We start from the raw sequence: 26,439 nt of genomic DNA, 5'->3' as shown, positions 1-26,439 counted from the left end.
CAACCGGCGGAGGCCGCCCCCTCCACTTCGACGCGACCCGACGAAGGGCTGTCCCCGTGCGCGACCTGATCCGCCGGCTGGTGAGCCGACGCGAGGAAAGACCACCGATGACAGCAGCCAGCCAGAAACAGCCTCTCCGGCCCTGGCAGATCCGCGAGCGGTGCTTCAACGTGCGCCGGCGCGGCCTCGACCCCGTCGAGATCCGCACCTTCCTGCACCGCGTGGCCGACGAACTCACCGCCGCGCAGACCGCCCTGGTCGCGGTGCAGGAGGAGAACGTACGGATCAAGAACGCGCTGCGCGCCTGGCAGAGCGCCCAGTCGGCGAACCACCGCTACCGATGACCGAGCGCTGGGTGATCCACCTGCCGGTCACCGCACCCGACCTGCTCCGGGCCCGGATCCTCGCCCGGACCGCCGCCCGCGTGCTGGCCCGGCTCAGCGCCCGCGTCGAGCCAGGCGGGGTGACCGTGTCGGCCGAGGACCAGCAGGGCGTACGCCACTGGGTCTTCTGCGACCGGCGACTACCCGGCGGGGCGCGGTGTGCGCTGCCGGTCGACCACACCGCGCCTTGCTCGCGGCGCGAGCGCTGGGTGAACCAGCGATAAGCGGCCGGGCGGTGATGGAAGGGCTGACGGGCCGCTCGCGCCACCTGCACACCTCGCCATCTTGCCCTGCTTCATCGTCACCGGCGGAAGCAGCCTGGGCTGATCACCGCCGGCGTCGAGCCGGGTAGGGTCAAACCGGTAGCGAGGAGAGGCGAGCGATGTCACGCAGCATCACGGGACGCGTTCATTTCAAGCCGGATCGTTCCATGCATCTTGTTCTGTCCGGGCCGGACGGCCGGATCGACGCTGGATTCACCCGGCACTCGGTGGAACTCGGCAGGATGGCACAGGAAGCCGTCGCCCGCGTGTACGGATCCGAGCCGGTCGACGTCGCTCTCCTCGTCGACCGACCGCCATGGCTACGAGAAGGCATGATTGCACGACCGATTTCCACACCTGATGATTCAGGCGAGGCACCGACGCATCCCTATGGTCAGGTAGTCGGGTTCCTGCCGGTTGGCGGCGTACTTGTATGCCATCCCGAGACCAGTGTCGGCGTGTATGCGCCCGAGGATCTCGTGGTGTGCGCTCCGGGATCCATCGACCCCCACATCGTTCAGGAGATATCGAAGCGAACCGGGATCGCCCCACTTGCAGAGTGACGCTGTGGACCGTCTTCCTGCGCTCGGTATTCGGGTGTGGTCTGGCGCCGGCGGCAGGAATGTCGGGGAGTTGGCGGGCCGCTCAGTGCGGCCCGCCAGCCCCTCACACGGCTTGCGTTAGCCGAGGCCACCGGCCCGGAACGCGACCCAGGCGTCGCTCATCCGGTCCGCCTGTCCCGCGGTGAACATGTCCATGCAGGAGTCCTGCGTGTAGTCCATGAAGTTGTGGATCGGGTCCAGCCCGGGTGCGGTGCAGGTGTCCGCGCCCACCGGGCAGTTGAACTGCGGGTGCGCTTCACGCGGGGTGTCCGCGACGAAGTCGCCGGAAGCGGAGCACCCGTGCGCGAAGGTGTGCTCCAGCATCAGCCAGTGCCCGACCTCGTGCGTCAGCGTGTCACCCAGCGCGTACTTGCCGGCCGTGCCGCCCGGCATCGACTCGTCGAGGATCACCACGCCGTCGATGTAGTCGCGGCCGTTGTTGTAGCCCTTCGGGAAGTACGCCCAGCCGAGCAGCCCGCCGCCGATGTTCCCCGCGTACACGTTCAGGGTGCGGGAGTCGCCGGTGTACAGGGCCTTCTTCATGTCCCGCTCGTTCTTGCCCGGCACGACCGTGTACCAGTCGCTGTTCACCGTCCACGTCGTGTCGACGAGGTCGAACCGGAACGGCGTGTCGGCGGCGTTCGCGGCGGTGCTGCCGGCGAACGAGTCGTTGAGCACCTTCATCTGCGCGGCGATCAGGCTGTTCCACCGGGTCGTCTCGGCCGCGCTCAGCGGGTGGTCGGAGACCATGTGGAAGACCGTGGGCACGGTGACGCTGCCGTTGGCCAGGCGCGGGGAATCCTTGATTACGCCGTAGGCGTTCGCCTCGTTCTTCGAGTACAGCTCCGGCTCCTGGGCGGTGGCGCCCTCGGCGACCCGGGCCACGCTGTGCGCCTCAGCTCCGGGCGCACAGGCCGCAGCACCCGGCGAGGTGGTCGCGGGAGCTGCCGAGGCGACCGCCCCGGAGGCTCCGCCGGCCCCCAGGAAGGTGGCAGCGGTGGCGGTCAGGACCGCCAGTTGGAAAGCCGATCTTCTTCTGCGCATCGTTGCCCTTTCACATACGGGGGATGAGCCACGTCAGCGGCAGGGACGAGGGTCACCGGGATATGGGACCGACATCGTCGTTCCGCCATAACAACACGTCAGCGGCGTTAACAACAGACCACGAGCGGGTCGATTGCCGGATGGCAAGGGCCGGTTTCGCAACGGTCGGACCGACGACGCTTCCCGGCTCGCCCGCGGCGGCCTACGGTCGACGGATGGTCCTTTCCGAGTTCGCCGGGTCCTGGGTGGGCAGCAACGGCTTCCGGCTGATGCCCGATCATCCGCTCGCCGAGTTCCCTGCCACGATGACCGTGGCGACGGCCGCCGGCGGTCACCTGACCTCGGTCGCCTATTCCTGGCAGCACCCGGACGACGGACCCCAGGACGGCCTGCTCGTCATCGCCGCTGCCGGCGAGGACGGCTCGCTCATGGCCGTCTGGGGCGACTCCTGGCATCAGAAGCCGGTGCCGATGTCGCTGCCCGGCGGGCCGGGGGCGGGCGACACGTTCCAGTTCGAGGGCGACTACGGCGGCGGTTGGCGCTGGCGCATCGTGTTCGACGCCGCCGACACCGCGACCCTGCGGATGCGGATGGACAACGTGATCCCCGCCGACCAGGCCACGGCCGCGATGGCCGCCGGGCCGTACCCGGTGATGGTCATGGAGGTACGCCGCGCCTGACCGGGCGCGGTGCGGGGTTCAGAGGACGTGGCTGACCCGCTCGGCGGCGAGCCGTTCCGCCTCCACGTTGCTATGGATGACCACGGATGCGCCGACCGACAGCGGGGCGAGCAGCCACTTCAGCGGTTGTTCGTGCTCGGCGGCGTCGACCAGGAGGCTGTCGCCGGCCCGCAGGCCGAGCTGGGCGGCGACCTCGTGCGCCAGCGCGCCCCACGCGCCGTAGCTGGTGCCGTCCGGGGTGGCCGGGTCGCCGGGGTGGATGGCGCGGTGGTCGGGCGGGGTGGCCGGGTGCCGGAGCACCTCGGCCGACCAGTCCAGCCAGCCCACCGGCACGTCGGTCAGCGAACCCGGCCCGGTGCCGACCAGGTAGCGGTGCGTCCCGTCGGGTACGTCCTCCAGCCAGTCGTCGAGGCGTTCCGGGGTCACGAACACCGCGTCGTACGGCCGGTCGCCGCCTGGTTCGAGAACCGGCAGCCCGGCCGTGGCGCGCGGCCGGAACGACACCGCCAGCCCGACCGACCAGGCCCCCAGCAGCACCGCGGCGGTACGCCAGTGCGGCGGCAGCAGCACCGCGACCCGGCTGCCGGGGCCCAGCCCGCAGCCGTCACGGAGCAGTCCGGCGCAGCGCGCCGCCCAGTCGCCGAGCTGTTGCGCGGTCAGCGCGGTCCGCTCGCCGGTCGCCCCGTCCAGGTACGTCAGCAGCGGCGGGCCGGCCTCGTCCGCCACGGCTCGCCCCCACACGACCGGGTCCTGGACGGTGTCCATCGGGCGTCCTCCTCGTGACGACGACGCCTCACCCTACCGATCCAGCGGGACCGGCGAGAACGTCGACGGCCCCGGCCGCCACGCCGGGCCGACTACACTCGCGGCCACATCCGGCTCGGGAATGGGGCAGTCGAATGGGCGAGCTGTTGTCGACAGTCGTGCAGATCGTCAGCTCGTATTTCACCAGGATGCTAGACCGGCGGGCGGTGTCCCGGGACGCGAAGGTCGCCGCCGAACTGATGGCCGTCGTCCTGGCCCTCCAGGAGGTGTGCCTCACCGGGCACCGGATCCTCGCCCTCGCCGGCACGATCGTCTCGGGCAGCGCGCGACCCGACGACGTGACCGAGTTCGCCGCCGCGCTCCGCCGGCAGTCCGCCCTGGTGGACCAGCTCAGAAGCAGGATGGAGACCGCGCGCCCCCTGCTCGCCACCGTCGAGGTGGAGTTCGCGCTCAGCGTGGCACCGTTCCTCGACGCGAAGTCGGGGCTGCTGACCCGCTGGCAGCAGCAGGCGGCCATGAGTCAGTTCTCCACCACCACCCTGCTCTTCCTGCCCGCCGAGAGCGTCACCCGGGCCGTGGCGGCGAGCCGGCCCCGCCCGGACGCCACCGCGCTCGACCTGGACCGGACGGATTTCGTGCTGGTGGTGGCCGACGAGGTGCGCGGCGTGCGCCGGCGGGAGGTACGGGACATCCGCGCGGCCACCGACGCCGAGCGCGACCGGGTGCTGCGGGACATCGAACAGGCCCGGGCCGGGCTGGAGACCGCGACGCAGCTCTGCGCCGGGTTGCTCACGGCGACTCGGGAGACCGTCGGGCCGGAGGCGTTCGCCGAGTTGCGGCGGAACCTGGCGGGTCGGGAGCTTCGCCGCTGAGCCGGCCCGACCGGCCCAGCTCGGGGTCCCGGGGATAGCCGCCGTACCGGGCCAGCGCGTACGAGCCGACGCCCGTGGCCAGGAGGCTGAGCGAGGCCATGCCGAGTTCCCGGCTGAGTTCCTCAGCGTTGAACATCAGTCGTTGGAACAGCCCGCTGCCCCTCGCCTGGTCGCTGAGTCGGATCTCGTCGAGCGACGCGCGCCGCTCCGGGAAGGAGAACCGCAGTCCGAGCAGGGCGTGCAGGGTGCCGGCCGGCGCGATCCGCAGGTCGACGGCGCAGCCGCCGTCGGGGTAGAGCGAGACCTCGAACCGCGCGTCCGGCAGACCCGCCGAGATCAGCTCGCGGAACCGGCGCGGCGGGATCGGCACCCAGCGCCGCCACGATGCGATGAACTCCTCGTCCGCCCAGGCCACCGTCATCACCGGCTCCAACGCCGTCAGGTCGGCGATCGTCATGGCGTCGATCTCGGCCCGGAGATCCCGGGCCGGGGGTGGCGCCGGGTGGAGCAGTCGTACCCCGCCGGCCTCCACCAACAGCCCGTCCCAGTCCCGGTCGGATCGGAACCGCCCGAGGCAGAAGTCGTCGCCGAGAGCGGCGGCGAGGTGCTGCCACCAGGCCGCCGCGCGTACCGGCCGCAGCCCGAAGCGCATGGCGCCCACGATGAAGCAGCGGTGCAGCACGAGGGTGGCACTGACGGCATCGACATCGACCATCGGCCCGTCCATGGCGCGCGCCGCGCCGACAGCGTCGCGTTCGATTTCCGTGTACGCGACGAGCGGCGGCGCGTTCGCGATCCGCACCGGGATGACGCTGTCGAGCTGGGAGGCGGGGTCGGCCGGCGCCCACACCACGTCGTCGTTCAGGACGATCAGTGGCAGCAGCGCGTCGTCCTGCCGCACCACCAGCTCCAGGGCCGGATCTCCGCGCGGGGAGAAGATCTTCCGGGCCCGGAGCACCGACTCCGGATGCAGCCGTACGCCGTCGTCAATGGCCGGCACGGCCACGCGCAGCTCGGCTCCGTCCGCCCGGACCTGGAGCGCCGGCAGAGTGCGCAGGGCGCTGACGAGTTCACCGCTGTCCATGCGCAACTGTATCGGGACATCGACCCGCGAGGATGTCCCTCACGGCGCGGGCAGCTCCGGGCCGCCCTCCAGCAACGGCGCGAGCAGGTCGCCCTGCTTCTCCACCCGCTTGAGCACCTCGGTCGCCGTGTACGGCTTCGTCGCCGGCCGCTTCCCGGCCGCCCCCGCCTCGACCTCGTCCCAGGTCAGCGGGGTCGACGCCGACGGCACCGACTGGGCCCGTAGCGAGTACGGCGCCACCGTCGTCTTGGCCGCGTTGTTCTGGCTCCAGTCGATGAAGACCTTCCCCGGCCGCAGGTTCTTCGCCATCTTCGACACGATCAGCTTGGGCTGCGCCTTCTCCAACTCCTGGGCAATCCGCCGGGCATACGCCGACACCTCGTCGGCATCCTGCGTACCGGCGATTGGGCAGCAGAGCTGCATGCCCTTCTTCCCCGACGTCTTCGGGTAGCTGTCGATGCCGTCGTCTGCCAGCCGGTCCCGCATCAGCAGCGCCACCTGGCAGCACTGCCGTAGCGCCGCCGGCGCGCCCGGGTCCAGGTCGACGACCATCATGTCCGGGTGCTCGCCGACCTTCCACTGCGGTGTGTGCAGCTCGAGCGCGGCGAGGTTGGCCAGCCAGACCAGGGTGGGCAGGTCGTCGGCGACCACGTAGTCGATGGTCTCCCGTCCCTTGCTCGACCCGGGCGCGGGCAGCGTCTCGGTGCGTACCCAGTCGGGGGTCGCGGCCGGGGCGTTCTTCTCGAAGAACGAGCCGCCGGTGACCCCGTTGGGGAAGCGGATCCGGGTCAGCGCGCGGTCGGCCAGGTGCGGCAGCAGGACCGGGGCGATCCGGGTGTAGTAGTCGATCACCTCGCCCTTGGTGAACCCGGCTTCGGGATAGAGCACCTTGTCCAGGTTGGACAGCTCCAGCGTCCGCCCCTCGACCTCGACCCGGAACCGCTCAGCCGGCATCGTCGACCTCCTCCGGTGGCTTGTCCGGCCGCAGCCGCAGCACCCGGGGGAACCGCAGCCGCCCGTCGGGCGTGCGCTGGCCGTACTTGACCTCCACCACGACCCGGGGTGTTACCCAGATCGCGCCCCGGGCATCCTCGCGTGGCACGTCGCCGGAGAACGGCGACGCCGCCGCGCGCAGCGGCTCCAGCTCGCGCAGCAGCTCTCGCTCCAGCGCCGCGCCGATCCCGCCGCCGACCCGCCCCCGGTAGATGAGCCGCCCGTCCGGCCCGGGCACCCCCACCAGCAGCCCGCCGATCTTCCGCGCGCCGGGCCGCCAGCCGCCGATCACGAAGTCGCCGGTCACCTCCAGCTTGACCTTGAGCCAGTCGGGTGAGCGCACGCCGGCCCGGTAGACCGAGTCGACCCGCTTGGCCATCACCCCCTCCAGCCCGTGCTCGCCGGCCGCCTCGTAGGTGGCCGCGCCGTCGGAGAAGGTCGGGGGAACCGCCCACCGGGCCGCGCCGAGCCCGAGCCCCTCCAGCGCCTCCCGCCGCTGAAGGTAGGAGCGTCCGGTCAGGTCCTCGCCGCCCAACCGGAGCAGGTCGAAGATCATGTACGTCACCGGGGCCGCCGCCGCGAGCCGGGCCGCCTTCGCCGGATCGCGGACGTGCATCCGCTCGGCCAGCGCGGTGAACGAGGGCTGCCCGGTCTGGTTGAGCAGCACCACCTCGCCGTCGAGCAGCGCGTCGTCGACCTGCTCGGCCAGGGTGATCAGCTCGGGGTACGCGGCGGTGATCTCCACGCCGCTGCGGGCGTACATGTGCTGCCGGCCGCCGGTGATGTCGGCCAGCGCCCGGACCCCGTCCCACTTGAACTCGTACGCCCAGCCGTCATCCACCGGGAGCGGCCCGGTCATCGCGAGCATCGGCTTCAGCGGCGCGCCGGGCACCTTTCGATGGTAGTTGCGCAGCGAAGAGCGTGCGCCCCGTTCGATCGTTTGCGATCCTGGGCAGAACCGGGGAGAGGAGCGCGGCATGCGGGCGATCTGGAAGGGGGCCGTGTCCTTCGGGCTGGTGTCGATCGGCGTGAAGCTCTACTCGGCCACCGAGGAGAAGGACATCCGATTCCACCAGGTGCACCGGGCCGACGGCGGCCGGATCCGCTACAAGCGCACCTGCCAGGTCTGCGGCGAGGAGGTCACCTACGACGACATCGCCAAGGGCTACGACCTGGGCGGCGGCGAGATGGTGATCCTGACCGACGAGGACTTCGCGGAACTGCCGCTGACCAGCTCACGCGCGATCGACGTGCTGGAGTTCGTCCCCGCCGAGCAGGTCGACCCGATCCTCTACAACAAGGCGTACTTCCTGGAGCCGGAGGGCTCGGCGACCAAGCCGTACGTGCTGCTGCGGGACGCGCTCGCCGACTCGGAGCGGGTGGCGATCGTCAAGGTGGCGCTGCGCCAGCGCGAACAGCTGGCCACCCTGCGGGTCCGCGAGGGCGTGCTGCTGCTCAACACGATGCTCTGGCCGGACGAGGTGCGTACCCCCGACTTCGGCTTCCTGGACGAGGACCTGAAGGTCCGTCCCCCGGAGCTGGCGATGGCCAGCTCCCTGATCGACTCGATGGCCGGCACGTTCGAGCCGGACGCCTTCACCGACGACTACCGGGCGGCGTTGCAGGAGGTCATCGACGCCAAGGTCGAGGGGCGGGAGGTGGTGCAGCCGGAGGAGGTAGAGGCCGCGCCGGCCGCCGCGGTGGACCTGATGGCGGCGCTGAAGGCCTCGGTCGAGCGGGCCCGGTCCGCCCGGGGCGAGCAGCCGGCCGCTGGCGCGGGTGAGCCGACGCCGATCTCGTCGGCCCGTTCCGCGCAGAAGGCGGCGAAGGCGGCGAAGAAGGCGGCCCCGGCGAAGAAGGCGGCGGAGAAGAAGGCCGCCGCCAAGAAGGCGGAGCCGGCGAAGAAGGCCGCCGCCAAGAAGACCGCGGAGAAGAAGGCCGCCAAGGCGCCGGCGAAGAAGGCGGCGGAGAAGAAGGCTGCGCCCCGCAAGACCGCCTGAGCTGCGGCGCGGTTCTGGCCGGTTGTGTGAGCCGCGACCTGACGCCCTAGCTGATCTTGATTAGCCGAGTGGCCGGTGTAGATAGTTGTTTGAGGCAGCACAATTCGCCTCGTGACAAACGAACCACCCACCACTCCCTGGCCTGCCCACCAACCACCACCCGCCGCACCCCCGGGCCCGGCGTTCCTGGCGACCCCGCCCCCTCCGGCCAAGCGCAAGCTCGGCAAGGGAGCGATCGTGGGCATCGCCGTCGGCGCCGTCGTGTTGTGCTGCTGCGGCCTGGGCGGCATCGGCGCCGTCTTCGGTGACGACGACAAGCCTGCCGCGCAGACCAGCCCCTCCGCCGCAGCGGTGGCCGAACGTGTCGTTCCCTCGATCGTCCCGACGACGGCCGCGCCGACCACGGCAGCCCCGTCCCCCAGCGCGGTCGTCACCACGGCGCCGGCCCCACCGCCCGCTCCCACCACGGTTGTCATGCCGAATCTCGTCGGGATGAACGCCGCCGTCGCTCAGGACAAGCTCCAGCAGCTCGGCCTGACGAAGATCCAGCTCGGCAGCCAGGACGAGAACGACACGGTCGTGCTGCTGGCGGCGAACTGGACGGTGACCAAGCAGTCCCACCGCAAGGGCACCAAGGTCGCACTCGACGAGCTGGTCGTACTGACCTGCACCAAGCAGCGCTGACAGCGGCCACTGACCGCCGGCCCGATGGCCGGCGGTCAGCCGGTGGCCGGCGGGTCAGCCGCGGCCGAGCTTCTGGGTGGGGGTGATCCGGACGATCACCCGCTGCTCGCCCGGCTGCCGGAACGGGTAGGTGTCCTGCCCGAGGTACTTCTTCGCCATCCGGTCGATGTGCTCGTCGGCACCCTCGGTGACCAGCTCGGCGGTGCCCTTCACCCAGAGGGTGCGGAAGTCGTCGGCCTTGTCCGCCACCGAGACCGCCACCACCGGGTTGCGCTCGATGTTGATGGACTTCTGCCGCCCGAGGGCGGTGTTGAAAAGGATGTGCTCGCCGTCGGTGTCCACCCAGACCGGGGTGACGTGCGGGGTGCCGTCGGCCTCGACGGTGGCCACGTGGGCCAGCTGGGGCTCGGAGAGCAGGGCCAGGTCTTCGTCGGTGAGGATCGCCATGGTCGTAGAACCTACCGCCGGACGGTCCACTGCGGCGGCTCCTCGGCACAGGGCCCCACTCGTGCTCGGCGAGCTGACCGGCACGACCACGCGGAACGGGCGGTGGCCGTCGCCGGCCACCGCCCGTTCGTGTCTCCTCGTTCAGCCGTTCATCGTCGCGCGACGTCCGGCTTCGGCATGTCGCCCGGGGTGGGCTCCGCGGGCGGAGCGCCCGTGGTGAGGCCACGTACGGTGGTGCCGGAGGTGCCCGGGTAGAGCCAGAAGGTGCCGACGACGTCGGCGACCACGCCGGTGGTCCCCGAGAGGTTGTAGACGTTGAACCGGTCGGTCGGGCCGATCAAAGTGACGACCGCGTTGGCCACCGTCTGTCCGGCCGCGGCGTTCAGGTTGCTGGCGTCCGGCCGGTTGATGCCGTCGATGCCGTTCGGCCACACCTTCAGGACGGTGCTGGCGGTGGGGGCCACCGCGGTGACGTTGAGCGCCAGCGCACGGGTGTCCGGCGTCGCCACCGCGGCGGGCGTGGTGACCACGCCGCTCTTGCCGGCACCGAGGTTGGCGGGCAGGCCCTGGCCCACCCGGCTGTCCACGATCCGGGTCGGCGTCCGCGCGTTGAAGCGCAGACCGTTGCGCAGGCCGGAGTCGTCGATGAAGCCGACGATGTCCACGACCACGTGGGTGTCCTTCAGCGTGTAGACGCCGAAGGTCGGCAACTCCGAACCCCACGGGCAGTCGTAGCAGTGCCGGACCGGCACGACCGCCAGGTTGGGGGTGATCGACTTGGCGCCGTAGTTGACGGTGGACGTCTTCGGCTCCGGCCATTCGCCGTTCCATGCGGTCAGGAAGCCGTTGGACGTCGGCGACACCGCGGTGATGTTGACGACCACCGCCCGCATCCGCCAGTTGGCGTCGTAGCCGTAGTCCAGCGCCAGCCGCACCTGGTTGTCGGCCGGCAGCTTCTGCCCCCAGTCGCTGCGGCTGTCGAAGAGCCGTCGCGGGGCCACCGGCAGGAACTGCCCACCGACGCCACGGTTGGTGAACATGAAGCTGTTGTCGCTGGCGTAGAAGCCGACCACGTCGACGATCGCGTGGGTGTAGCCGGAGCTGTTGTTGACCGCCACCTTGCCGCCCGAGCCGAGGGCCACCGTCACCGAGTTGGACCGGGTCCAACCCCGCTTGAAGTTCAGCGACGAGGCGTTCGGCTTCGCCTTCCCCGACGGGTACACCGTCAGGAAACCCGACGCCGTCGGCTCGGTGACGGTCACGTTGAGCACCACCGCGGACACGCCGCTGGACGGGACGCCGCCGCGCCCGGTGACCTGGAGGTTGGCCGTGCCGTTCGGGCCCAGCTTCGCCTTCGCGGCACCGTTGCCGGTACGGGTGTCCATGATCCGCGCCGGGGACAGCGGGTAGTAGGTGCCCCGGGAGCCGATCACGCCGTTCACGGTCAACGGCACCGTGCGCGGGTTGCTGAGGCTGTTGTTCGGCAGTTCCAGGACCGCGGTGCGGATGCCCCCGCCGGCCGGCGTCGGCGCGACGTCCACCCGGCAGGTCTGACCCTTGGGCAGGGTCGCGCCCTTGCAGGTGTCGGCGGTGACGACGAACGACGAGCGGTCGGTGCCGGTGATGGTGGCCGCCCCGAAGGTGGTCGGCTCCGCGCTGGTGCCGGTCACGGTGACGGTGTTCGCCGGGCCCCGGTCGGCGATGTACTGGTCGCCGAAGGAGAGCGAGGCCGGGGAGACGCCGACCGTACGCGGGTCCAGGCCGTTGACGCCGAGCTGCACGTACCGATTGCCGAGCGTCGTGTTGTCGGGGAGCTGGAGCCACGTCCAGTCGCCGCCCAGCCTGGTCGGCGCGGCGCTGATCGTGATGGTGCAGGTCTCGCCCCGGGCCCGGGTGGTGCCCGAGCAGGTGTCGCCGGTGATCGAGAAGGCGGTCGTCGGGGACCAGAAGCCGGCCGTGCCGAACACGGTGGCCGCCGACCCGGTCGACGTCACCGTGATCGTCCGGGTCACCGCTGGGCTGCCCACCAGCCGGTCACCGAAGTTGTGCGACGTGACGTCCGTCGCGGCGGCGGCGTAGTCGACGGACGAGTTCCACCGGATCTCGCCGTGCAGGTCGTTGTAGCTGGAGTAGCAGGAGATGACGTACGACGCCGCGAAGGCGGTCAATGCACCCGTCTCCGGGTCGGTGGCGGCTTCCCGGACGGCGAGCGTGCCGGGGGCCTCGTCACAGGTCGCCCCGGCGTGCTGCACGTCGGCGAGGGCGTAGTCGGCGCTGGGATAACCGGCCAGCTGGTACGTGGTGCCGGCGGTCCAGGACGCGCCGGTCGGCGGGGCCAGTCGCCACGTCCAGTTGTCGCCGCCCTGGTCGGCGCGGAGGTTGAGCTCGCCGCCGGCGGCCGCGCCGACGGTGACGGTGGCACCGTCGGCCTGGTCGAACACCTGGGTTCCCTGGTACCACCAGGAGTTGGGGGTGCCGTCGACAAAGAGAGCGGTGTGCGGAGCGGTAGCGATGGCGGGACCGGACACCGCCGTCATCCCGACCACCGTGGCGATGACGCCCGAGAGGACGCCACGGATGTTGGGCAAGAAAGACCCCCGTCTTTGAAAGAGAGAATGCCAGCGGACCATAGGGGCGGGATCCATCGACAGGCAACACCGTAACCGGACAACTGACCGAAAAGATCATCAGACTCGTCCGGTCGTGTCGTCGCCGGACAGGGCGTGGGAGAGCGGGCGGGCGACGGGACACCGGCGGCATCGATCCGGGTACCGTGTGCGCTGGCCGCGGGTCGTCGGGCCGGTCCACCCACACCAGCAGGGAGTCGAGGACGTGAGCGAGCGTACGCAGAACCGGTCGGCGGGCCAGGGCCCGGAGTCGAAGGCGCAGCGGCGGCTGGCCGCCCAGCTTGCGGCGCAGAAGGCCGCCGAGGCGAAGAAGCGCCGGCAGGCCTGGCTGGGGGCGCTCGCCGGCCTCGCGGTGATCGCGGTAATCATCGGGGTGTTCGTGGTGACCCGGGGCGGTGACGAGGACCCGAAGCCGGCCGCGTCGCCCGCCGGCTGCCCGGGCGGCTTCCCGACCCTGCCCGACGGCGCCGACCGGGCGCTCTGCACCAAGCCGCCGGCCGGCAAGGGCGAGGGCGAGCTCAGCGGCCTGAAGGCCACCCCGCTGATCCGGGGCACCGGCGCCGCCGCCCAGAGCGGCCAGCAGATCACCGTGAACTACGTCGGGGTGTCGTACCGGACGGGCGAGGAGTTCGACGCCTCCTGGAAGCGCTCGGAGCCGTTCTCCTTCATGCTCGGCCAGGGCAACGTGATCCCGGGCTGGGACCAGGGCCTGCAGGGGCAGACCGTGGGCAGCCGGGTGCAGCTGGACATCCCGGCCGACCTCGCGTACGGCGACAAGCCGCAGCGCCCGGGCGCGCCGTCCGGCCCGCTGCGCTTCGTCGTCGACGTGCTGGCGGTGCAGTAGCCCACAGAGGTCTTCCCGGCTGTCACCTACCCGCAGTAGGTTCGGGGTCACCGTGGGCGGTCCGCACCGCGTCACGGTGACCCCTCACCATCGTGGAGGTACGCGTGCCGGCGCTGGACGATCCCGGGCGGACCGCCCGGCTCATGTGGACGCACTTCGAACCGGTCCACGCGGTCACCTACTTCCACCCGCGCGCCCGCGCCGCGTACGAGGCGGTCGGGCTGCGCGGCTACTGGCGCGGGTACTTCGCCGGCCGGGCCGCCCCGCTCGGGCCCACCGAGGCCGCCCCGGTGATCGCCGCGTTCTTCAACTTCGCCCCGCCGATGGTGAGCCGGGCGCTGCCGGCGATCTGGCGGCTGGCGACCCCGCAGGAGGCGCTGCGGGCCCGGCTCACCGGCGCCGTGCAGGCCCTCGCCGAGCTGACCTACGAGCTGCCCGAGGCGCACCTGGCCGAGGCCGCCGACCTGCTGGAGGAGGCGGCCGCGGCAGTGGAGCCCGCCGGCCGGGTGCTCGGCGCGGCCAACGCCGCCCTGCCGCGCGGTGAATATCCGCTGGCCCGGCTCTGGCAGGCGGCCACCACGCTGCGCGAGCACCGGGGCGACGGGCACATCGCCGCCCTGGTCGCCGCCGACCTCGATCCGGTGGAGACGCTGGCCTGGCGGGTCGCGGTGGACCAACCGCTGCAGAACCTGCTCGGCCGGGGCTGGTCCGAGGAGCAGTGGCAGGCGGCGCGGGGCCGGCTGGCCGAGCGCGGCTGGCTCGGCCCGGACGGCGAGGCGACCGACGTCGGGCGGACCCGGTTCCAGGCCGTCGAGGACGCCACCGACCTCGCCGCCGCCCGCCCCTGGCGCACACTCGGGGCGGACCGCACCGACCGCCTGCGGGAACTGCTCGAACCGATGGCCCGCGCCTGCCACACGGTGATCCCGGAGAACAGCCCGATCGGCCTGCCCGCCCTGCAGAGCTGACGCCCCGCCCCGGCCCCGGTCGGGGAGGATGGGCGGGTGACGATGGATGCGGTGGTGTTCGACCTCGACGGCGTGATCGTGGACTCCGAGCCGGTCTGGGAGGAGGTCCGTCGGGCGTACGTGGCCGCGCACAGCGGCACCTGGCAGCCGGACACCCAGCGCCGGCTGATGGGGATGAGCACCGGCGAGTGGGCCGACTACCTCAGCGGCGAGCTGGGCGTCGACCGCGACGCCGGGCAGGTCGCCACCGAGGTGGTCGAGGAGATGACCCGACGGTACGCGCGGCACGTACCCCTGATCGGCGACGCCGACCGGGTCGTGCGCGGGGTGGCCGCGCGGTGGCCGCTGGGGCTGGCCAGCTCGTCGCCGACCCGGCTGATCGCCGCGGCGCTGACCGCCATGGACCTGACCGACGCCTTCCGGGTGACGCTCTCCACCGAGGAGACCGCGCGGGGCAAGCCGGCGCCGGACGTCTACCTGGCCGTCGCCGACCGGCTCGGCATCGACCCGGCCCGCTGCGTCGCGGTGGAGGACTCCTCCAACGGGGTACGCTCCGCGGCCGCCGCCGGCATGCGGGTGGTGGCGATCCCGCACGGGTCGTACCCGCTGGACCCGGACGCGGCGGCCCTCGCCGCCGTGGTGCTGTCGTCGGTGCACGACCTCACTCCGGACCTGGTGGCCGGGCTCGGCTGACCCGCCTCCGCCCGGCGGAGCGATCGGCGTCAGATCCGGCGGCTGCGGCTGGACCGGGGCAGGAACGGGGTGTCGCGGCGATAGCCGACCGGCGTCGGGCCCGGATCGTCGGCAGCCTCCGCCGGAGCAGGCCGCCCGGCGTCGGTCCGACCATCTCCGACACCGAGCGTCACGGGTGGCGTCGCCTCTGGTACGTCCCGCATGACCCCTCCTCCACCGGCTACCCGGTGATACGGACGGCGGACCCGGCGGGATCGGCCGGCGGCACCGGACCCGCACTCCGTCCCGGCGACATCACGCAGCGTGAGGTCGGCGGTCGCCCCGGTGAGGTGCGGGTACGCGGGCCGCCACCCCGAGGGGATCGCGACCGGCGACGTCACCCCGATCCGCGCGGTTTCGGCGAAGATGGGGACGCGACTGTCGGAGGGAGACGGGGATGAAGGCGATCGTCTACGAGGAGACCGGCGACCCCTCGGTGCTGAAGCTGGTGGACCGGCCGGTGCCGGAACCCGGGCGCGGCGAGGTGCTGGTCCGGGTGGCCGTCTCCGGGGTGAACCCGACCGACTGGAAGGGTCGCCGGCAGTGGCCACTGCCGGCCGGCTGGCAGACCCCCGGCCAGGACGGCGCCGGGGTCGTCGAGGCGGTCGGCGAGGGCGTCGACCAGATCCTGATCGGCCAGCGGGTGTGGCTCTGGGAGGCCGCCTGGCAGCGCCCCTGGGGCACCGCCGCCGAGTACACCGTGGTCCCGGTCCGCCACGCGGTGAGCCTCGGCTCCGCCGACTTCGACCTGGGCGCCTGCCTCGGCATCCCGTTCCTCACCGCGCACCGCTGCCTCACCGCCGGGGAGTACATGCCGACCAAGCTGCACGCCGGCGCGCTCAGCGACCACGTGGTGCTGGTGCAGGGCGGCGCGGGCGCGGTGGGCAACGCCGCGATCCAGCTCGCGCGCTGGGCGGACGCCTGCGTGATCACCACCGTCAGCAGCCCGGAGAAGGCGCAGTTCGCGGCGGCGGCCGGCGCGTCCTTCGTGATCAACTATCGGGAACAGGACGTGGTCGAGGAGGTCCGCAAGATCGCCCCCGACGGGGTGCACACGATCGTCGAGGTCTCCGCCGCCCGCAACGCCGCCACCGACGTCCAGCTGCTCCGCCCCGGCGGCGCGGTCTGCGTGTACGCCGACGACGGGGGCGCCGAGGTCACCCTGCCGATCCGGCCGCTCATGGTGCCCAACGCCCGCTGGCAGTTCGTGCTGGTCTACACCGAGCCGGCGGCGGCCAAGGCGCGGGCGGTCACCGACGTGGCCGCGGCGGTGGCCCAGGGCGGCGCACGGGTGGGCGGGGAGGTCGGCCTGCCCCTGCATTACTACCCGCTGGCCGACACGGCCGCCGCGCACCAGGCGGTGGAGGATTCGGTGGTCGGCAAGGTGCTGATCACCACCAGCGCGCAGTGACGGTCACTCGGCGCGGGCCTGGGCGACGGAGGCGCGGACCAGCTCGGTCAGCACGTCGAGGTCGACGTCGGCGAGCCGCTTGACGTAGAGGCAGCCCTTGCCGACGGTGTGCCGGCCCAGCCGGCCCAGCAACTGCTCCTTCTCGGGGAATCCCTCGCCGAGGTAGAGGGTGGTGGCCGCCTTGCGCGGCGAGAACCCGACCAGGAACCAGTCCAGCTCGCGACCGCTGGCGTAGCGCAGGTGCCGCTGCCCGAAGCCGACGATGGCGTCGCCCCACATGGTCGGCGGCTCGCCGGTGACCTGCCGCATCAGGTCGCGGACGGCGATGGCGTCGCGGCGGCGGGTCTCGTCCGGCACGGCGGCGAGGAAGTCGTCCACGCTGGCGGTGGTCGGGGCGGTCTTCAGGGTTGCCATGACGTCTCCGGTACTCGACGGCGGGCCGGCCCCGGGGGCGGCCGGTTCAGCCCGAGCCTACGAGCCGGCACCGACACCGACACCGTGAGCTGGGCGGATTTCCTCGTCAGCGGGACAGAGGCGAACATGTTTCGCAAGAATGACGTGTGCGGGTCGCCCCGCAAAAAGCGGGCGGCCCCGGCGCGGTGCGAACGCCGGGGCCGCCCCTGGGGAGGGATGCATTCAGGAGTACGTCCCTGCCCCTAACGGCGACGAGCCGCCGGAAAACGTTACGGCCCGGTCAGTTCCCGCACCTCCAGCCCGCCGTCGGCGTAGCGGGACCGGACCACCTTCTTGTCGAACTTGCCGACGCTCGTCTTCGGCACCGCGTCGATGAACGCCCACCGCTCCGGCAGCTGCCAGTGCGCCACCGACTTCGCCAGGAACGCCCGCAGTTCCTCCGCGGTCACCAAAGCGCCCTCGCGGATCACCACGGTGGCCAGCGGACGCTCGTCCCACCGCTGATCGGGCACCCCCACCACGCAGGCCTCCTGCACGTCGGGGTGAGCCATCAGCGCGTTCTCCAGCTCCACCGAGGAGATCCACTCCCCGCCCGACTTGATCACGTCCTTGGCCCGGTCGGTGAGGGTGATGTAGCCGTCCGGCGAGAGAGTGCCCACGTCACCGGTACGCAGCCAGCCGTCGCGGAACTTCTCCTCGTCCGGGGTGTCGTCGCCGACGTACCGGGCGGTCACCCACGGGCCCCGGACCTCCAGCTCGCCGACGGACGTCCCGTCGGCGGGCAGCGGCTCGCCCAGCGGGCCGACGATCCGGGCGGCCACCCCGGCCGGCACCCGGCCCTGGGTGTAGCGGTAGCGCCAGGCCTCGTCGCCGCTGGCGCCGGCCGGCGGCCGGGACACCGAGCCCAGCGGGGACATCTCGGTCATCCCCCAGGCGTGGATGACCTCGATGCCGTGCCGCTCGGCGAACGCGTGCATCAGCGCGGGCGGGCAGGCCGAACCGCCGACGATCACCTCCGTCAGCGAGGAGGTGTCCACGTCGTGGCTGTCCAGGTAGGACAGCAGGTCGTTCCAGATGGTCGGCACCGCGCCGGCCAGGGTGGGCCGCTCGGCGGCGATCATCTCGGCGATCGGCGCGGCCTGGAGGAACCGGTCCGGCATGATCAGCGACGCGCCGGAGAGGAAGGCCGCGTACGGCAGGCCCCACGACATCGCGTGGAACATCGGCACGATGGCCAGCTCCCGGTCGACCGGACCGAGGCCGAAGCCCTCCGGCATGCAGACCTGCAACGAGTGCAGGTAGATCGAGCGGTGCGAGTAGGCCACGCCCTTGGGGTTGCCGGTGGTGCCGGAGGTGTAGCAGAGGGCGGCGGCGTCCCGCTCGTCCACCTCGGGCCACTGGTAGCTGTCGGGGCGGCCGGCCAGCAGCTCGTCCCAGTGGTGCACGGTGATCCGGTCGCCGGTCGCCGCGACCAGCGGGGCGGGGTCGCCGCCGCCGACCACCACCACGTGTCGCACCGTGGTCATCTCACCGATCACCCGGGCCAGCAGCGGGATCAGCGTCGAGTCGACCAGCACCACCCGGTCCTCGGCATGGTTGGCGATGTAGGCGACCTGGTCCGGGAAGAGCCGGATGTTCAGGGTATGCAGCACCGCGCCCATGCTGGGCACGGCGAAGTACGCCACCAGGTGCTCGTTGTTGTTCCACATGAAGGTGGCGACCCGTTCGTCGCCGGTCACCCCGCACTCGTCGCGCAGGGCGTGGGCCAGCCGGGCGGCGGCGCGGCCGACCTCGGCGTACGACATCCGGCGGGGCTCGGCGCCGGTCCACGTGACGACCTCGGCCGTGCCGTGCACGGTGGAGCCGTGTTCGAGGATCCGGGCGACCTGGAGGGGGGCGTCCATCATCGTGCTACGCATGGGTAACAAGCTAGTGTCGCCGGTCACAGGTTGGGAACCCCTGGAACGCCGGAGGCACCCCCGGGAAGCTGCGTAAATTGTCCGGGTGAGCATCTCGTGGGCGGACTCGTACGTGGGGCAGCTGCGTGCCCTGGCCGGTGACCGGACGCTGATGTTCGTCGGGGCCCGCGCCGTGGTCCGCGACAACGCGAGCCGGGTGCTGCTGATCCAGCGCTCCGACAACGGCCACTGGTCCCTGCCGGCGGGCGCGATGGAGCTGGGCGAGTCGATCGCCGACTGCGCGGTACGCGAGGTCCGCGAGGAGACCGGGCTGCGCGCGCTGCGGGTCAGCGCGTTCGCCCTCTACACCGGGCCGGACCGCACCCACACCAACATGTACGGCCACACCTACCAGATCTTCACCGCCGCGTTCCGGGTCGAGGACTGGGACGGCGACCTGGCCCGGGTCACCGACGAGACGACCGACGCCGGCTTCTTCCCCCGCGACGCGTTCCCCTCGCCGCTGTCGGCCTCGGTGCCGGAGACCCTCGCCGACCTCGACGTCTTCGAGCAGACCAACCGGCTCCTCCTCAAGTAGTCCCGACCACGGCCGGCTCGGGTCGGCTGGGCGCGACCACCTCGGCCCGCGCGCCGGTGCGTTCGGCGCCGATACCGGCGGCCACCACGAAGGCGATCCCGACCACCGCCCCGACGCCCGGCACCTGGTGCAGCGCGACCAGGCCGATGACCAGCGCGATCGCCGGTTCCAGGCTCATCAGCGTGCCGAAGGCGGCGGTGGTGAGCCGGCGCAGGGCGAGCAGTTCCAGCACGAACGGCACCACAGGCAGCAGCACCGCCAGCCCCAGCCCGGCCAGCAGCACCGGCCAGGTGAGGTCGCCGAGGACGCCCGGCCCGACCACCACGGTGGCGACGACCGCGGCCACCGGCATCGACACCGCCAGGCCGCGGATGCCGGAGACCTCGTCGCCGACCCGCTGGGTGAGCAGGATGTACGCCGCCCAGCAGGCGCCCGCCGCCAGCGCGAAGCCCACACCCACCAGGTCCGCACCGCCGCGCCACGGCTCGGTGAGCAGCAGCACCCCCACCGCGGCGAGCGCCGGCCAGAGCTTCGTCCCGCCCCGGCCCCGGGCCACCGCCACCCCGAGCGGGCCGAGGAACTCCAGCGCGCTCGCCGTGCCCAGCGGCAGGCGGGCCACCGCGGCCATGAACAGGATGGTCACCCCGGCGGTCACCACGCCGAGCGCGACACAGGCCAGCAGGGCGCGCCGGGTGAAGCCGGACGGGCGGGGGCGGACCAGGACGACCAGCAGCAGGCCGGCCCAGGCCAGCCGCAGCCAGGCCGCCCCGTCGGGCCCCACCTCGTCGAAGAGGGCGACCGAGGCGGCCAGGCCGAGCTGGACGAAGAACATCGACGCGAGGGCCATCGACGCGCCGGTACGGGTGGGAGCCATGCCCCCAGTACAGCCGCTACCTACCGTTCACGTCCACGTGTCTTTGCTGGACGATCCGTTCGCTGATGATGAACAATGGTGGGGTGGACCTGCGCCGCCTGCGACTGCTGCGTGAGCTGGCTCGGCTCGGCTCGATGCGCGAGGTCGCCGACGAGCTGGGCGTCACCACGTCCACCGTGTCGCAGCAGCTCGCCGCGCTCTCCCGCGAGGTCGGCGCGACGCTGATCGAGCCGCAGGGCCGCCGGGTCCGGCTCACCCCCGCCGGGCGGCGGCTGGCCGAGCACGCGGTGACCATCCTCGCCGCCGTCGAGGTGGCCCGGCTCGACCTCGACCCGCGCGCCGAGCCGGCCGGCACCGTCCGGGTCGCCGGCTTCGCGACCGCCGTCCGCCGCTCGCTGCTCCCGGTCACCGCCGACCTCGCGGCGCGCCACCCGCAGGTCCGGCTGCGCATCCACGAACACGAACCGGCCGAGGCGTTCGCGCTGCTGGCGACCGACGACGTCGACCTCGCCCTGACGTACGACTACAACCTCGCGCCGGCGCCCGTCGATCGCACGCTGGAGGCGATCCCGCTCTGGTCGGCGCCGTGGAGCCTCGGTGTGCCGGCCGACGCCGTCGGGGACGTCCCGGACAACGCCGCTGCCGTCTTCGACCGCTTCCGGGACCGCGGCTGGATCGTCAACTCCCGCTACACCGCCGACGAGGTGGTCGTCCGGACCATCGCCTCGATGGCGGACTTCGAACCCCGGATCGAGCACCGCGCGGACAGCCTGGAACTCGTCCAGGACCTGATCGTCGCCGGCCTCGGCGTCGGGCTGCTCCCCGCCGACCAGCCAACCGTTCCCGGCGTACGCCTGCTCCCGCTCACCGGCCCGGAGGCCCGGCTGCGCTCGTACGCGGTCACCCGCCGGGGCCGGGCCGCCTGGCCCCCGCTGGCCCTGATCCTCGACCTGCTCGCGGCCGTACCGTCATAGCTGCCGACGTCAGAGCATGGTCTGCGACTTCGCCTCCATGTCGGCGGCGGCCTCCTCCTTCGACTCCTTTGTGATCGGCTTCCCGCCGGCGGCGGGCGCCTTGCCGCCGAGCGGGTCGGCGCCGCCGGTCGCGCCCTGCGGGCCGGTCCCGCGCAGCTGGTCGTCCGGCAGGGCCAGGGTGACCAGCACCGCCAGAATGGCGATCAGGCCGGCGGTCAGGAAGACCATGTCCAGCGAGTCGACGAAGGCACCCTGGATGGCGGCCCGCACCGGCCCCGGCAGGGCCAGGATGGTCGCCGGGTCGTTGATCGAGATGTCGGCTCCGCCGCTGGCCGCGACGGCGGCGCGCTGCTCCGGCGGAAGCTGGGCGATCGCGGCCGGCAGCCGGTCGGCGAGCTGCGCGGTCAGCTGGGAGGAGAGCACCGCGCCGAGGATCGCCACCCCGAACGAGCCGCCCAGCGACCGGAAGAACGTCGCCGACGAGGTCCCCGCGCCCAGGTCACGGACGTCGACCGCGTTCTGCACCGCGAGGATCAGCGACTGCATGCACAGGCCCAGCCCGACGCCGATCACCACCATGAAACCGAACGCCACCCAGAGCGAGGTCTCCACCCGCAGCCGGGTGAAGAGCAGCATGCCGACCAGCAGCACCACCGAGCCGACCACCGGGAACCACTTGTACCGGCCGATCCGGCTCATCGCCCGGCCGGTGAGGACCGAGGTGACGATGATCCCGGCCATCATCGGCAGCATCAGCAGACCACTGCGGGTCGGCGAGGCGCCCTTGACGATCTGGAGGTAGAGCGGGATGAAGATGATCGACCCGAACATCACCAGACCGAGCACGAAGCCCGCCGAGTTGGCCAGCGCGAAGGTGGCGCTGCGGAACAGTCGCAGCGGCAGGATCGGCTCGGCGACCCGGGCCTCCTGCACCACGAAGAGCACCCCGAGGACCACCCCGGCGACGAAGAGTCCGATGATCACCCCGGAGTCCCAGGCGTACTCGTTGCCGCCCCAGCTCAGCGCCAGCAGCAGGGCGCTCACCCCGGCCACCAGCAGCCCGGCGCCGAGCCAGTCGATCGCGTGCTCCCGCCGCTCGAATGGGATCAGCCGCATGACGTGGTAGCAGACCACGATCGCCAGGATCGCCAGCGGCACGTTGATGTAGAAGATCCACCGCCAGTTCGTCTCGGCGAAGTACCCGCCGACCAGCGGCCCGGCCACCGACGACAGCCCGAAGACCGCGCCGAAGAGTCCCTGGTAGCGGCCCCGATCCCGGGGTGAGACCACGTCCGAGATGATGGTGAACGCCAGCGTCAGCAGGCCGCCCGCGCCGATGCCCTGGATGCCCCGCGTGACGATCAGCTGGGTCATGTCCTGCGACAGGCCGGCCAGCAGCGAGCCGAGCAGGAACGTGCCGATCGAGAAGAGGAAGACCGGTCGGCGGCCGTACAGGTCGGCCATCTTGCCGTACAGCGGGGTGGAGGCGGTGGAGGCCAGCAGGTACGCGGTCACCACCCAGGAGTAGTGGTTGATGCCGCCCAGCTCGCCGACGATGGTGGGCAGCGCCGTACCGACGATGGTCTGGTCGAGCGCGGCCAGCAGCATCCCGGTCATCAGGCCGAACATCAGCAGGCGGATCTGGCGGGCGTGCAGGACCGGGCCGCCCTGGGCTTCCGTCGTCATCCCGCCTTCTATCCCGGACCGTGCGGAACATGCGCCCCCAGGCCGGAAAACCCGTCGACAGGCCTGCCGACCGGGGCGCGTTGATCATGAAGTTGTTGTCCCGACACGCCGGGACGGTCGACAACAACTTCATGATCAACGGGGGCCGAACTCTTCGATGATCGCGGTGCAGAAGGCGGGGAGGTCGCCGGGTTTGCGGCTGCTGACCAGGTTGTTGTCCGTGACGACCGGCTCGTCCAGCCAGGTGGCGCCGGCGTTGGTGAGGTCGGTGCGGAGGCTGGGCCACGACGTGATCCGTCGGCCGCGCACCACGTCCGCCTCGATGAGCGTCCACGGGCCGTGGCAGATCACCCCGACCGGCTTGCCGGCGTCGAAGAACGCCTTCACGAACCGGACCGCGTCCGCATCGGTTCGCAGGAAGTCCGGGTTCGCCACGCCGCCGGGCAGCACCAGCGCGTCGTAGCCACCGGCGTCCGCGTCGGCCACGGTCACGTCGACGCCGTACGTCCTGCCGTGGTCGAGGTGGTTGAAGGACTGGATCAAGCCAGGCTTGAGCGAGACCAGCTCCACCGTCGCGCCCGCCCGCTCGACCGCCTGCCGCGGCTTCACGTACTCGGCCTCCTCCACGCCATCCGTGGCGAGGAAGGCGATCCGCCGGCCCTGCAGTGTCGTCGCTGCCATGTCGTGTTTTCTCCTCTCCGGGGTGTCCCTTGCCGGTTCCCGGACCCGAATGCCCGAAACGTGGCGCCCGGTCGGCGGGGATGTTTGGCCCGGGGCCCTCGGGGGAGTCGGGAAGGCATGGCAGGAGCAGCAGCGGAACAGCGCCGGCTCGCCACCGTCGTGGAGAGCTGGCTCGGGCGCCCGGTCCTGGTCGTCGGGGACGCCATGCTGGACGAGTGGCGGTTCGCCGAGTCCGACCGGCTCTGCCGCGAGGCGCCCGCCCCCGTCCTCACCCTGCGCCGGCGCATCTCCGCCGCCGGCGGCGCCGCCAACACGGCGGTCAACATCGCCACCCTCGGCGGCCGGGCGCTGCTGGTCGCCCCGGTCGGCGCCGACGTGGCCGGCGACGAACTGCACGACTGCCTGGACCGGGCCGGGGTCTGGGACCGTACGGTCAGCCAGCCGCACCGGCCGACGCCGGTGAAGCGGCGGATGCTCGCCGGCAACCAGATCCTGCTCCGGGAGGACTCCGGCGACCCGGAGGACGCGCTCGACGACGACGGGGTGCGGGACCTGCTCACCGCGCTGGACTGCGCGACCGAGGAGCTGAAGGCGGCCGCCGGTGGCGCCACGCCCACCCTGGTCGTCTGCGACTACGGCCTGGGCGCGCTGCCCGCGCCGGTGCGCGCCTGGCTGGTCGCCAACCGCGAGCGCTACACCACCGTCGCCCTGGACGCGCACGACCTGGCCGACTGGCGGGGCCTCGCCCCGACCGTGGTGACCCCGAGCTTCGCCGAGGCGACCCGGCTGCTGGCCCGCGCCGCCGCCGGCTTCGGCGCCGCGCCGCGTCCCGCCGGACGGACCGCCGCCGGCCCGGACCTGCACCTGGACCACCCGCCGGTCGACCCGGCCGACGGCCCGTCCGAGCTGAGCGTCGGCGCGGCCCCGGGCGGGGCCGGCGTACGCCTCTCCGCCACCGGCGACCGGTCCGGTGTGGTCGGCACCGGGCCGACCGGGGAGCCCACGCCCGGCGAGGACCGGGTGGCGATGACCGGCGACGGGCTGAGCGTCACCGGCACCGGGGTCACCCTGAACACCGCCGCCGGCGACGGCGTCGACCGGGCGGTGCTGGCCGAGTCGCGGCTGGAGGAACTGCGCGAGCACACCGGCGCGGACGTGGTGGCGGTGACCCTGGACACCGAGGGGGCGGTGGTCGGCGGGGCCGACGGCGAGCCCCGGCGCAGCCACAGCACGCCCGTCCCGGCCAGCCATGCGGTCGGCGCCGGGGACGCGTACCTGGCGGCGATGACGCTGGCCCTGGCGGCCGACGCGCCGCTGCCGACCGCGGCCCAGCTGGCCCAGCTCGCCGCGACCATCACCGTGTCGGACACCGGCACCTGCGTCTGCCGGCGGGAGGACCTGCTCGCCGCGCTGGGCACCACTGCGGACGGTACGGCCCACCCGACGTTGGTGGACTCGGCCGAGCTGGCCGCGATCGTCGGCGACCACCGGCGCGCCGGCCGCTCGATCGTCTTCACCAACGGCTGCTTCGACGTGCTGCACCCGGGGCACGTGCGCTACCTGGAGCAGGCCCGCGCGCTGGGCGACCTGCTGGTGGTGGCGGTCAACTCCGACGGCAGCGTCCGCCGGCTCAAGGGCCCGGACCGGCCGGTCAACCCGGTCGAGGACCGGATCGCCCTGCTCGCCGCGCTGTCCTGTGTGGACCACGTGGTGGTCTTCGAGGAGGACTCGCCGGCCGCGCTGATCGAGACCGTCCGGCCCGACGTGTACGTCAAGGGCGGCGACTACCCGCCGGAGATGGTGCCGGAGGCGCCGCTGGTCCGCCGGCTCGGTGGTCAGGTCCGCACCCTCGGGTACGTGCCGGACCGCTCCACCTCGGCGATCATCGAACGGATCCGCGCCCAGGCGACCCCGTCGCCGCAGCCGCCGCAGTCGACCCGGTCGCCCCAGTCCACCCCGTCAACGCAGCCCACCCGGTCACCGCAGTCCACCCGGTCGCCGCAGTCCGGAGCCCCGCAGCGGATGGGCAGGTCGGCGTGAACCGACCGCTCGACCTCGGCAGCGCCGAGGAGTTCCGCCGGCCCCGGCAGCTCGACGTGCTGATCCCGACCCGCAACCGCCCCGCCGAACTGGCGGTCACCCTCTCCGGGCTGGCCGCCCAGGAGGGCGTACCCGGGTTCGGGGTGGTGGTCAGCGACCAGTCCGACGGCGAGCCGGCGTACACCCACCCGGCGGCGGCCACCATGGCCCGGGCCCTGCGCCACCGGGGGCACCCGGTGCTGCTGACCCGCCGGCTGCCCCGGCGCGGGCTGGCCGAGCACCGCGCGTACCTGCTGGGGCGGTCGGCGGCGCGGTACGTGCTCTGTCTCGACGACGACGTCTGGCTGGAGCCGGGCACCCTGCACCGGCTGGTCACCGCGATCGGCGAGCTGGGCTGCGGCTTCGTCGGCAACGCGGTGCACGGCCTGTCGTACGCCGACGACGTGCGCCCGGAGACCCACGCCCACTACGAGGAGTGGGACGGCCCCGTGGTGCCCGAGCGGATCCGGCCGGACACCCCGCAGTGGCAGCGGGCGGCGATCCACCCGGCGGCGAACCTGCTGCACGTGACGCGCAAGCTGGACCTGCCGCCAGGCGCGTGGCGGGCGTACAAGGTCTCCTGGATCGGCGGTTGCGTGCTCTACGACCGGGCGGCGCTGGTCGAGTCCGGGGGCTTCGACTTCTGGCGGCGGGTGCACGAGCGCCACCAGGGCGAGGACGTCGCCGCGCAGCTCGCCGTGATGGCGCGCCACGGCGGCGCCGGCGTGCTGCCCAGCGGGGCGTACCACCTGGAGTCGCCGACCACGGTGACCGAGCGGGAGGTGGAGGCCTGGGAGGTCGTGCTCGCCGACTCCGACACCCCGCAACCGGCCTGA

General features: G+C 72.5%; 27 protein-coding genes and 1 pseudogene. 15 read left to right on the top strand and 13 right to left on the bottom strand.

Translation table 11 applies throughout. From position 1 onward, the window contains the following. Nucleotides 1–131: 131 nt before the first annotated feature. The 3 genes and pseudogenes from M2302_RS25380 to M2302_RS25370 all read left to right on the top strand — a co-directional run. Nucleotides 132–344, top strand: a pseudogene (locus M2302_RS25380) (DivIVA domain-containing protein); the annotation flags it as partial. Continuing rightward, a complete protein-coding gene (locus M2302_RS25375; RefSeq protein WP_280840355.1) occupies nucleotides 341–607 on the top strand; it encodes a hypothetical protein in 267 nt (88 codons plus the stop codon). The pseudogene M2302_RS25380 and the gene M2302_RS25375, both read left to right, overlap by 4 nt. Before the next feature lie 158 nt (nucleotides 608–765). Then, on the top strand, nucleotides 766–1,209 hold the full coding sequence (locus M2302_RS25370) for a hypothetical protein (protein WP_280840354.1): 444 nt from the start codon (nucleotides 766–768) through the stop codon (nucleotides 1,207–1,209). Between the two features lie 117 nt (nucleotides 1,210–1,326). Here the strand turns inward: M2302_RS25370 and M2302_RS25365 are convergent, their stop codons facing one another. Continuing rightward, nucleotides 1,327–2,133 carry a zinc metalloprotease gene (locus M2302_RS25365; protein WP_280840353.1) on the bottom strand — a complete coding sequence of 269 codons (807 nt, stop codon included), beginning with the start codon at nucleotides 2,131–2,133 and terminating at the stop codon, nucleotides 1,327–1,329. A 374-nt stretch (nucleotides 2,134–2,507) separates the two neighbouring features. Between M2302_RS25365 and M2302_RS25360 the strand changes: the two genes are divergently transcribed. After that, nucleotides 2,508–2,972 (top strand): hypothetical protein, encoded by a 465-nt coding sequence (locus M2302_RS25360; protein WP_280840352.1) that lies wholly within the window; start codon nucleotides 2,508–2,510, stop codon nucleotides 2,970–2,972. Between the two features lie 18 nt (nucleotides 2,973–2,990). Here M2302_RS25360 and M2302_RS25355 read toward each other — a convergent pair whose 3' ends face one another. Beyond that, nucleotides 2,991–3,737 (bottom strand): TIGR03089 family protein, encoded by a 747-nt coding sequence (locus tag M2302_RS25355; RefSeq protein ID WP_280840351.1) that lies wholly within the window; start codon nucleotides 3,735–3,737, stop codon nucleotides 2,991–2,993. A 134-nt stretch (nucleotides 3,738–3,871) separates the two neighbouring features. Between M2302_RS25355 and M2302_RS25350 the strand changes: the two genes are divergently transcribed. After that, complete coding sequence (locus tag M2302_RS25350) at nucleotides 3,872–4,609, top strand: hypothetical protein (protein WP_280840350.1); 738 nt, start codon at nucleotides 3,872–3,874, stop codon at nucleotides 4,607–4,609. Here the strand turns inward: M2302_RS25350 and M2302_RS25345 are convergent. From M2302_RS25345 to ligD (M2302_RS25335), 3 genes are read right to left on the bottom strand one after another with little or no spacing between them, the layout of a single operon-like run. Further along, nucleotides 4,527–5,693, bottom strand: coding sequence for a hypothetical protein (locus tag M2302_RS25345; protein WP_280840349.1), 1,167 nt, complete (start codon nucleotides 5,691–5,693; stop codon nucleotides 4,527–4,529). The genes M2302_RS25350 and M2302_RS25345 overlap by 83 nt on opposite strands. Before the next feature lie 39 nt (nucleotides 5,694–5,732). Then, complete coding sequence (gene ligD, locus M2302_RS25340) at nucleotides 5,733–6,647, bottom strand: non-homologous end-joining DNA ligase (RefSeq protein ID WP_280840348.1); 915 nt, start codon at nucleotides 6,645–6,647, stop codon at nucleotides 5,733–5,735. Beyond that, the gene (gene ligD / locus M2302_RS25335) at nucleotides 6,637–7,578 is read right to left on the bottom strand and encodes a non-homologous end-joining DNA ligase (RefSeq protein WP_280840347.1); all 942 of its coding nucleotides are present in this window, start codon (nucleotides 7,576–7,578) and stop codon (nucleotides 6,637–6,639) included. Before ligD (M2302_RS25335) ends, ligD (M2302_RS25340) begins: the two co-directional genes overlap by 11 nt. 85 nt (nucleotides 7,579–7,663) lie before the next feature. Between ligD (M2302_RS25335) and M2302_RS25330 the strand changes: the two genes are divergently transcribed. Further along, nucleotides 7,664–8,686, top strand: coding sequence for a Ku protein (locus M2302_RS25330; protein ID WP_280840346.1), 1,023 nt, complete (start codon nucleotides 7,664–7,666; stop codon nucleotides 8,684–8,686). A gap of 111 nt (nucleotides 8,687–8,797) precedes the next feature. Then, nucleotides 8,798–9,370, top strand: a complete 573-nt coding sequence (locus M2302_RS25325) for a PASTA domain-containing protein (RefSeq protein WP_280840345.1) — start codon at nucleotides 8,798–8,800, stop codon at nucleotides 9,368–9,370. Nucleotides 9,371–9,424: 54 nt separating this feature from the next. On the opposite strand, the gene M2302_RS25320 is transcribed toward M2302_RS25325, so the two are convergent. Beyond that, a complete protein-coding gene (locus tag M2302_RS25320; RefSeq protein WP_280840344.1) occupies nucleotides 9,425–9,817 on the bottom strand; it encodes a PPOX class F420-dependent oxidoreductase in 393 nt (130 codons plus the stop codon). A 149-nt stretch (nucleotides 9,818–9,966) separates the two neighbouring features. Next, nucleotides 9,967–12,405 carry a choice-of-anchor D domain-containing protein gene (locus M2302_RS25315; protein WP_280840343.1) on the bottom strand — a complete coding sequence of 813 codons (2,439 nt, stop codon included), beginning with the start codon at nucleotides 12,403–12,405 and terminating at the stop codon, nucleotides 9,967–9,969. A 244-nt stretch (nucleotides 12,406–12,649) separates the two neighbouring features. On the opposite strand from M2302_RS25315, the gene M2302_RS25310 reads away from it, so the two are divergent. From M2302_RS25310 to M2302_RS25300, 3 genes are all read left to right on the top strand, one after another. Next, nucleotides 12,650–13,288, top strand: a complete 639-nt coding sequence (locus M2302_RS25310; protein WP_280840342.1) for an FKBP-type peptidyl-prolyl cis-trans isomerase — start codon at nucleotides 12,650–12,652, stop codon at nucleotides 13,286–13,288. 143 nt (nucleotides 13,289–13,431) lie between these two features. Continuing rightward, nucleotides 13,432–14,256, top strand: a complete 825-nt coding sequence (locus M2302_RS25305) for a hypothetical protein (protein WP_280840386.1) — start codon at nucleotides 13,432–13,434, stop codon at nucleotides 14,254–14,256. 42 nt (nucleotides 14,257–14,298) lie between these two features. After that, the gene (locus M2302_RS25300) at nucleotides 14,299–14,949 is read left to right on the top strand and encodes an HAD family phosphatase (RefSeq protein WP_280840385.1); all 651 of its coding nucleotides are present in this window, start codon (nucleotides 14,299–14,301) and stop codon (nucleotides 14,947–14,949) included. A 29-nt stretch (nucleotides 14,950–14,978) separates the two neighbouring features. Here the strand turns inward: M2302_RS25300 and M2302_RS25295 are convergent, their stop codons facing one another. Then, nucleotides 14,979–15,152, bottom strand: coding sequence for a hypothetical protein (locus M2302_RS25295; protein ID WP_280840341.1), 174 nt, complete (start codon nucleotides 15,150–15,152; stop codon nucleotides 14,979–14,981). Between the two features lie 233 nt (nucleotides 15,153–15,385). On the opposite strand from M2302_RS25295, the gene M2302_RS25290 reads away from it, so the two are divergent. Next, nucleotides 15,386–16,399, top strand: coding sequence for an NADPH:quinone reductase (locus tag M2302_RS25290; RefSeq protein ID WP_280840340.1), 1,014 nt, complete (start codon nucleotides 15,386–15,388; stop codon nucleotides 16,397–16,399). Nucleotides 16,400–16,402: 3 nt separating this feature from the next. Here the strand turns inward: M2302_RS25290 and M2302_RS25285 are convergent, their stop codons facing one another. Beyond that, nucleotides 16,403–16,813, bottom strand: a complete 411-nt coding sequence (locus tag M2302_RS25285) for a DUF1801 domain-containing protein (RefSeq protein ID WP_280840339.1) — start codon at nucleotides 16,811–16,813, stop codon at nucleotides 16,403–16,405. A gap of 269 nt (nucleotides 16,814–17,082) precedes the next feature. After that, entirely contained in the window at nucleotides 17,083–18,717 is a 1,635-nt protein-coding gene (locus tag M2302_RS25280) for a fatty acid--CoA ligase (RefSeq protein ID WP_280840384.1), read from the bottom strand. Between the two features lie 100 nt (nucleotides 18,718–18,817). On the opposite strand from M2302_RS25280, the gene M2302_RS25275 reads away from it, so the two are divergent. Then, nucleotides 18,818–19,309 carry an NUDIX domain-containing protein gene (locus M2302_RS25275; RefSeq protein ID WP_280840338.1) on the top strand — a complete coding sequence of 164 codons (492 nt, stop codon included), beginning with the start codon at nucleotides 18,818–18,820 and terminating at the stop codon, nucleotides 19,307–19,309. Here the strand turns inward: M2302_RS25275 and M2302_RS25270 are convergent. Continuing rightward, complete coding sequence (locus tag M2302_RS25270) at nucleotides 19,302–20,183, bottom strand: EamA family transporter (RefSeq protein WP_280840337.1); 882 nt, start codon at nucleotides 20,181–20,183, stop codon at nucleotides 19,302–19,304. The genes M2302_RS25275 and M2302_RS25270 overlap by 8 nt on opposite strands. An 83-nt stretch (nucleotides 20,184–20,266) precedes the next feature. On the opposite strand from M2302_RS25270, the gene M2302_RS25265 reads away from it, so the two are divergent. Further along, nucleotides 20,267–21,157 (top strand): LysR family transcriptional regulator, encoded by an 891-nt coding sequence (locus tag M2302_RS25265; RefSeq protein WP_280840336.1) that lies wholly within the window; start codon nucleotides 20,267–20,269, stop codon nucleotides 21,155–21,157. Between the two features lie 9 nt (nucleotides 21,158–21,166). On the opposite strand, the gene M2302_RS25260 is transcribed toward M2302_RS25265, so the two are convergent. Together M2302_RS25260 and M2302_RS25255 are read right to left on the bottom strand one after the other, a co-directional pair. Next, nucleotides 21,167–22,843 (bottom strand): MDR family MFS transporter, encoded by a 1,677-nt coding sequence (locus tag M2302_RS25260; RefSeq protein ID WP_280840335.1) that lies wholly within the window; start codon nucleotides 22,841–22,843, stop codon nucleotides 21,167–21,169. A 135-nt stretch (nucleotides 22,844–22,978) separates the two neighbouring features. After that, a complete protein-coding gene (locus M2302_RS25255; protein WP_280840334.1) occupies nucleotides 22,979–23,524 on the bottom strand; it encodes a type 1 glutamine amidotransferase domain-containing protein in 546 nt (181 codons plus the stop codon). Between the two features lie 117 nt (nucleotides 23,525–23,641). Between M2302_RS25255 and rfaE2 the strand changes: the two genes are divergently transcribed. Continuing rightward, entirely contained in the window at nucleotides 23,642–25,564 is a 1,923-nt protein-coding gene (gene rfaE2, locus M2302_RS25250; RefSeq protein ID WP_280840333.1) for a D-glycero-beta-D-manno-heptose 1-phosphate adenylyltransferase, read from the top strand. Beyond that, nucleotides 25,561–26,439 carry a glycosyltransferase gene (locus tag M2302_RS25245; RefSeq protein ID WP_280840332.1) on the top strand — a complete coding sequence of 293 codons (879 nt, stop codon included), beginning with the start codon at nucleotides 25,561–25,563 and terminating at the stop codon, nucleotides 26,437–26,439. Before rfaE2 ends, M2302_RS25245 begins: the two co-directional genes overlap by 4 nt.

Source organism: Micromonospora sp. A200 (genome assembly GCF_029893845.1).
In the GTDB taxonomy this organism is placed as follows: Bacteria; Actinomycetota; Actinomycetes; order Mycobacteriales; family Micromonosporaceae; genus Micromonospora; species Micromonospora purpureochromogenes.
The sequence above is the reverse complement of the archived record's forward strand: the minus strand, read 5'-3'. Positions and strand labels throughout refer to the sequence as shown.

Coding starts and splice junctions, on each gene's coding strand:
- M2302_RS25375 (WP_280840355.1), top strand. CDS start 341: ATGACCGAGCGCTGGGTGATCCACCTGCCGGTCACCGCACCCGACCTG.
- M2302_RS25370 (WP_280840354.1), top strand. CDS start 766: ATGTCACGCAGCATCACGGGACGCGTTCATTTCAAGCCGGATCGTTCC.
- M2302_RS25360 (WP_280840352.1), top strand. CDS start 2,508: ATGGTCCTTTCCGAGTTCGCCGGGTCCTGGGTGGGCAGCAACGGCTTC.
- M2302_RS25355 (WP_280840351.1), bottom strand. CDS start 3,737: ATGGACACCGTCCAGGACCCGGTCGTGTGGGGGCGAGCCGTGGCGGAC.
- M2302_RS25350 (WP_280840350.1), top strand. CDS start 3,872: ATGGGCGAGCTGTTGTCGACAGTCGTGCAGATCGTCAGCTCGTATTTC.
- M2302_RS25345 (WP_280840349.1), bottom strand. CDS start 5,693: ATGGACAGCGGTGAACTCGTCAGCGCCCTGCGCACTCTGCCGGCGCTC.
- ligD (WP_280840348.1), bottom strand. CDS start 6,647: ATGCCGGCTGAGCGGTTCCGGGTCGAGGTCGAGGGGCGGACGCTGGAG.
- M2302_RS25330 (WP_280840346.1), top strand. CDS start 7,664: ATGCGGGCGATCTGGAAGGGGGCCGTGTCCTTCGGGCTGGTGTCGATC.
- M2302_RS25320 (WP_280840344.1), bottom strand. CDS start 9,817: ATGGCGATCCTCACCGACGAAGACCTGGCCCTGCTCTCCGAGCCCCAG.
- M2302_RS25305 (WP_280840386.1), top strand. CDS start 13,432: ATGTGGACGCACTTCGAACCGGTCCACGCGGTCACCTACTTCCACCCG.
- M2302_RS25300 (WP_280840385.1), top strand. CDS start 14,299: ATGGATGCGGTGGTGTTCGACCTCGACGGCGTGATCGTGGACTCCGAG.
- M2302_RS25295 (WP_280840341.1), bottom strand. CDS start 15,152: ATGCGGGACGTACCAGAGGCGACGCCACCCGTGACGCTCGGTGTCGGA.
- M2302_RS25290 (WP_280840340.1), top strand. CDS start 15,386: ATGAAGGCGATCGTCTACGAGGAGACCGGCGACCCCTCGGTGCTGAAG.
- M2302_RS25285 (WP_280840339.1), bottom strand. CDS start 16,813: ATGGCAACCCTGAAGACCGCCCCGACCACCGCCAGCGTGGACGACTTC.
- M2302_RS25280 (WP_280840384.1), bottom strand. CDS start 18,717: ATGGACGCCCCCCTCCAGGTCGCCCGGATCCTCGAACACGGCTCCACC.
- M2302_RS25270 (WP_280840337.1), bottom strand. CDS start 20,183: ATGGCTCCCACCCGTACCGGCGCGTCGATGGCCCTCGCGTCGATGTTC.
- M2302_RS25260 (WP_280840335.1), bottom strand. CDS start 22,843: ATGACGACGGAAGCCCAGGGCGGCCCGGTCCTGCACGCCCGCCAGATC.
- M2302_RS25255 (WP_280840334.1), bottom strand. CDS start 23,524: ATGGCAGCGACGACACTGCAGGGCCGGCGGATCGCCTTCCTCGCCACG.
- rfaE2 (WP_280840333.1), top strand. CDS start 23,642: ATGGCAGGAGCAGCAGCGGAACAGCGCCGGCTCGCCACCGTCGTGGAG.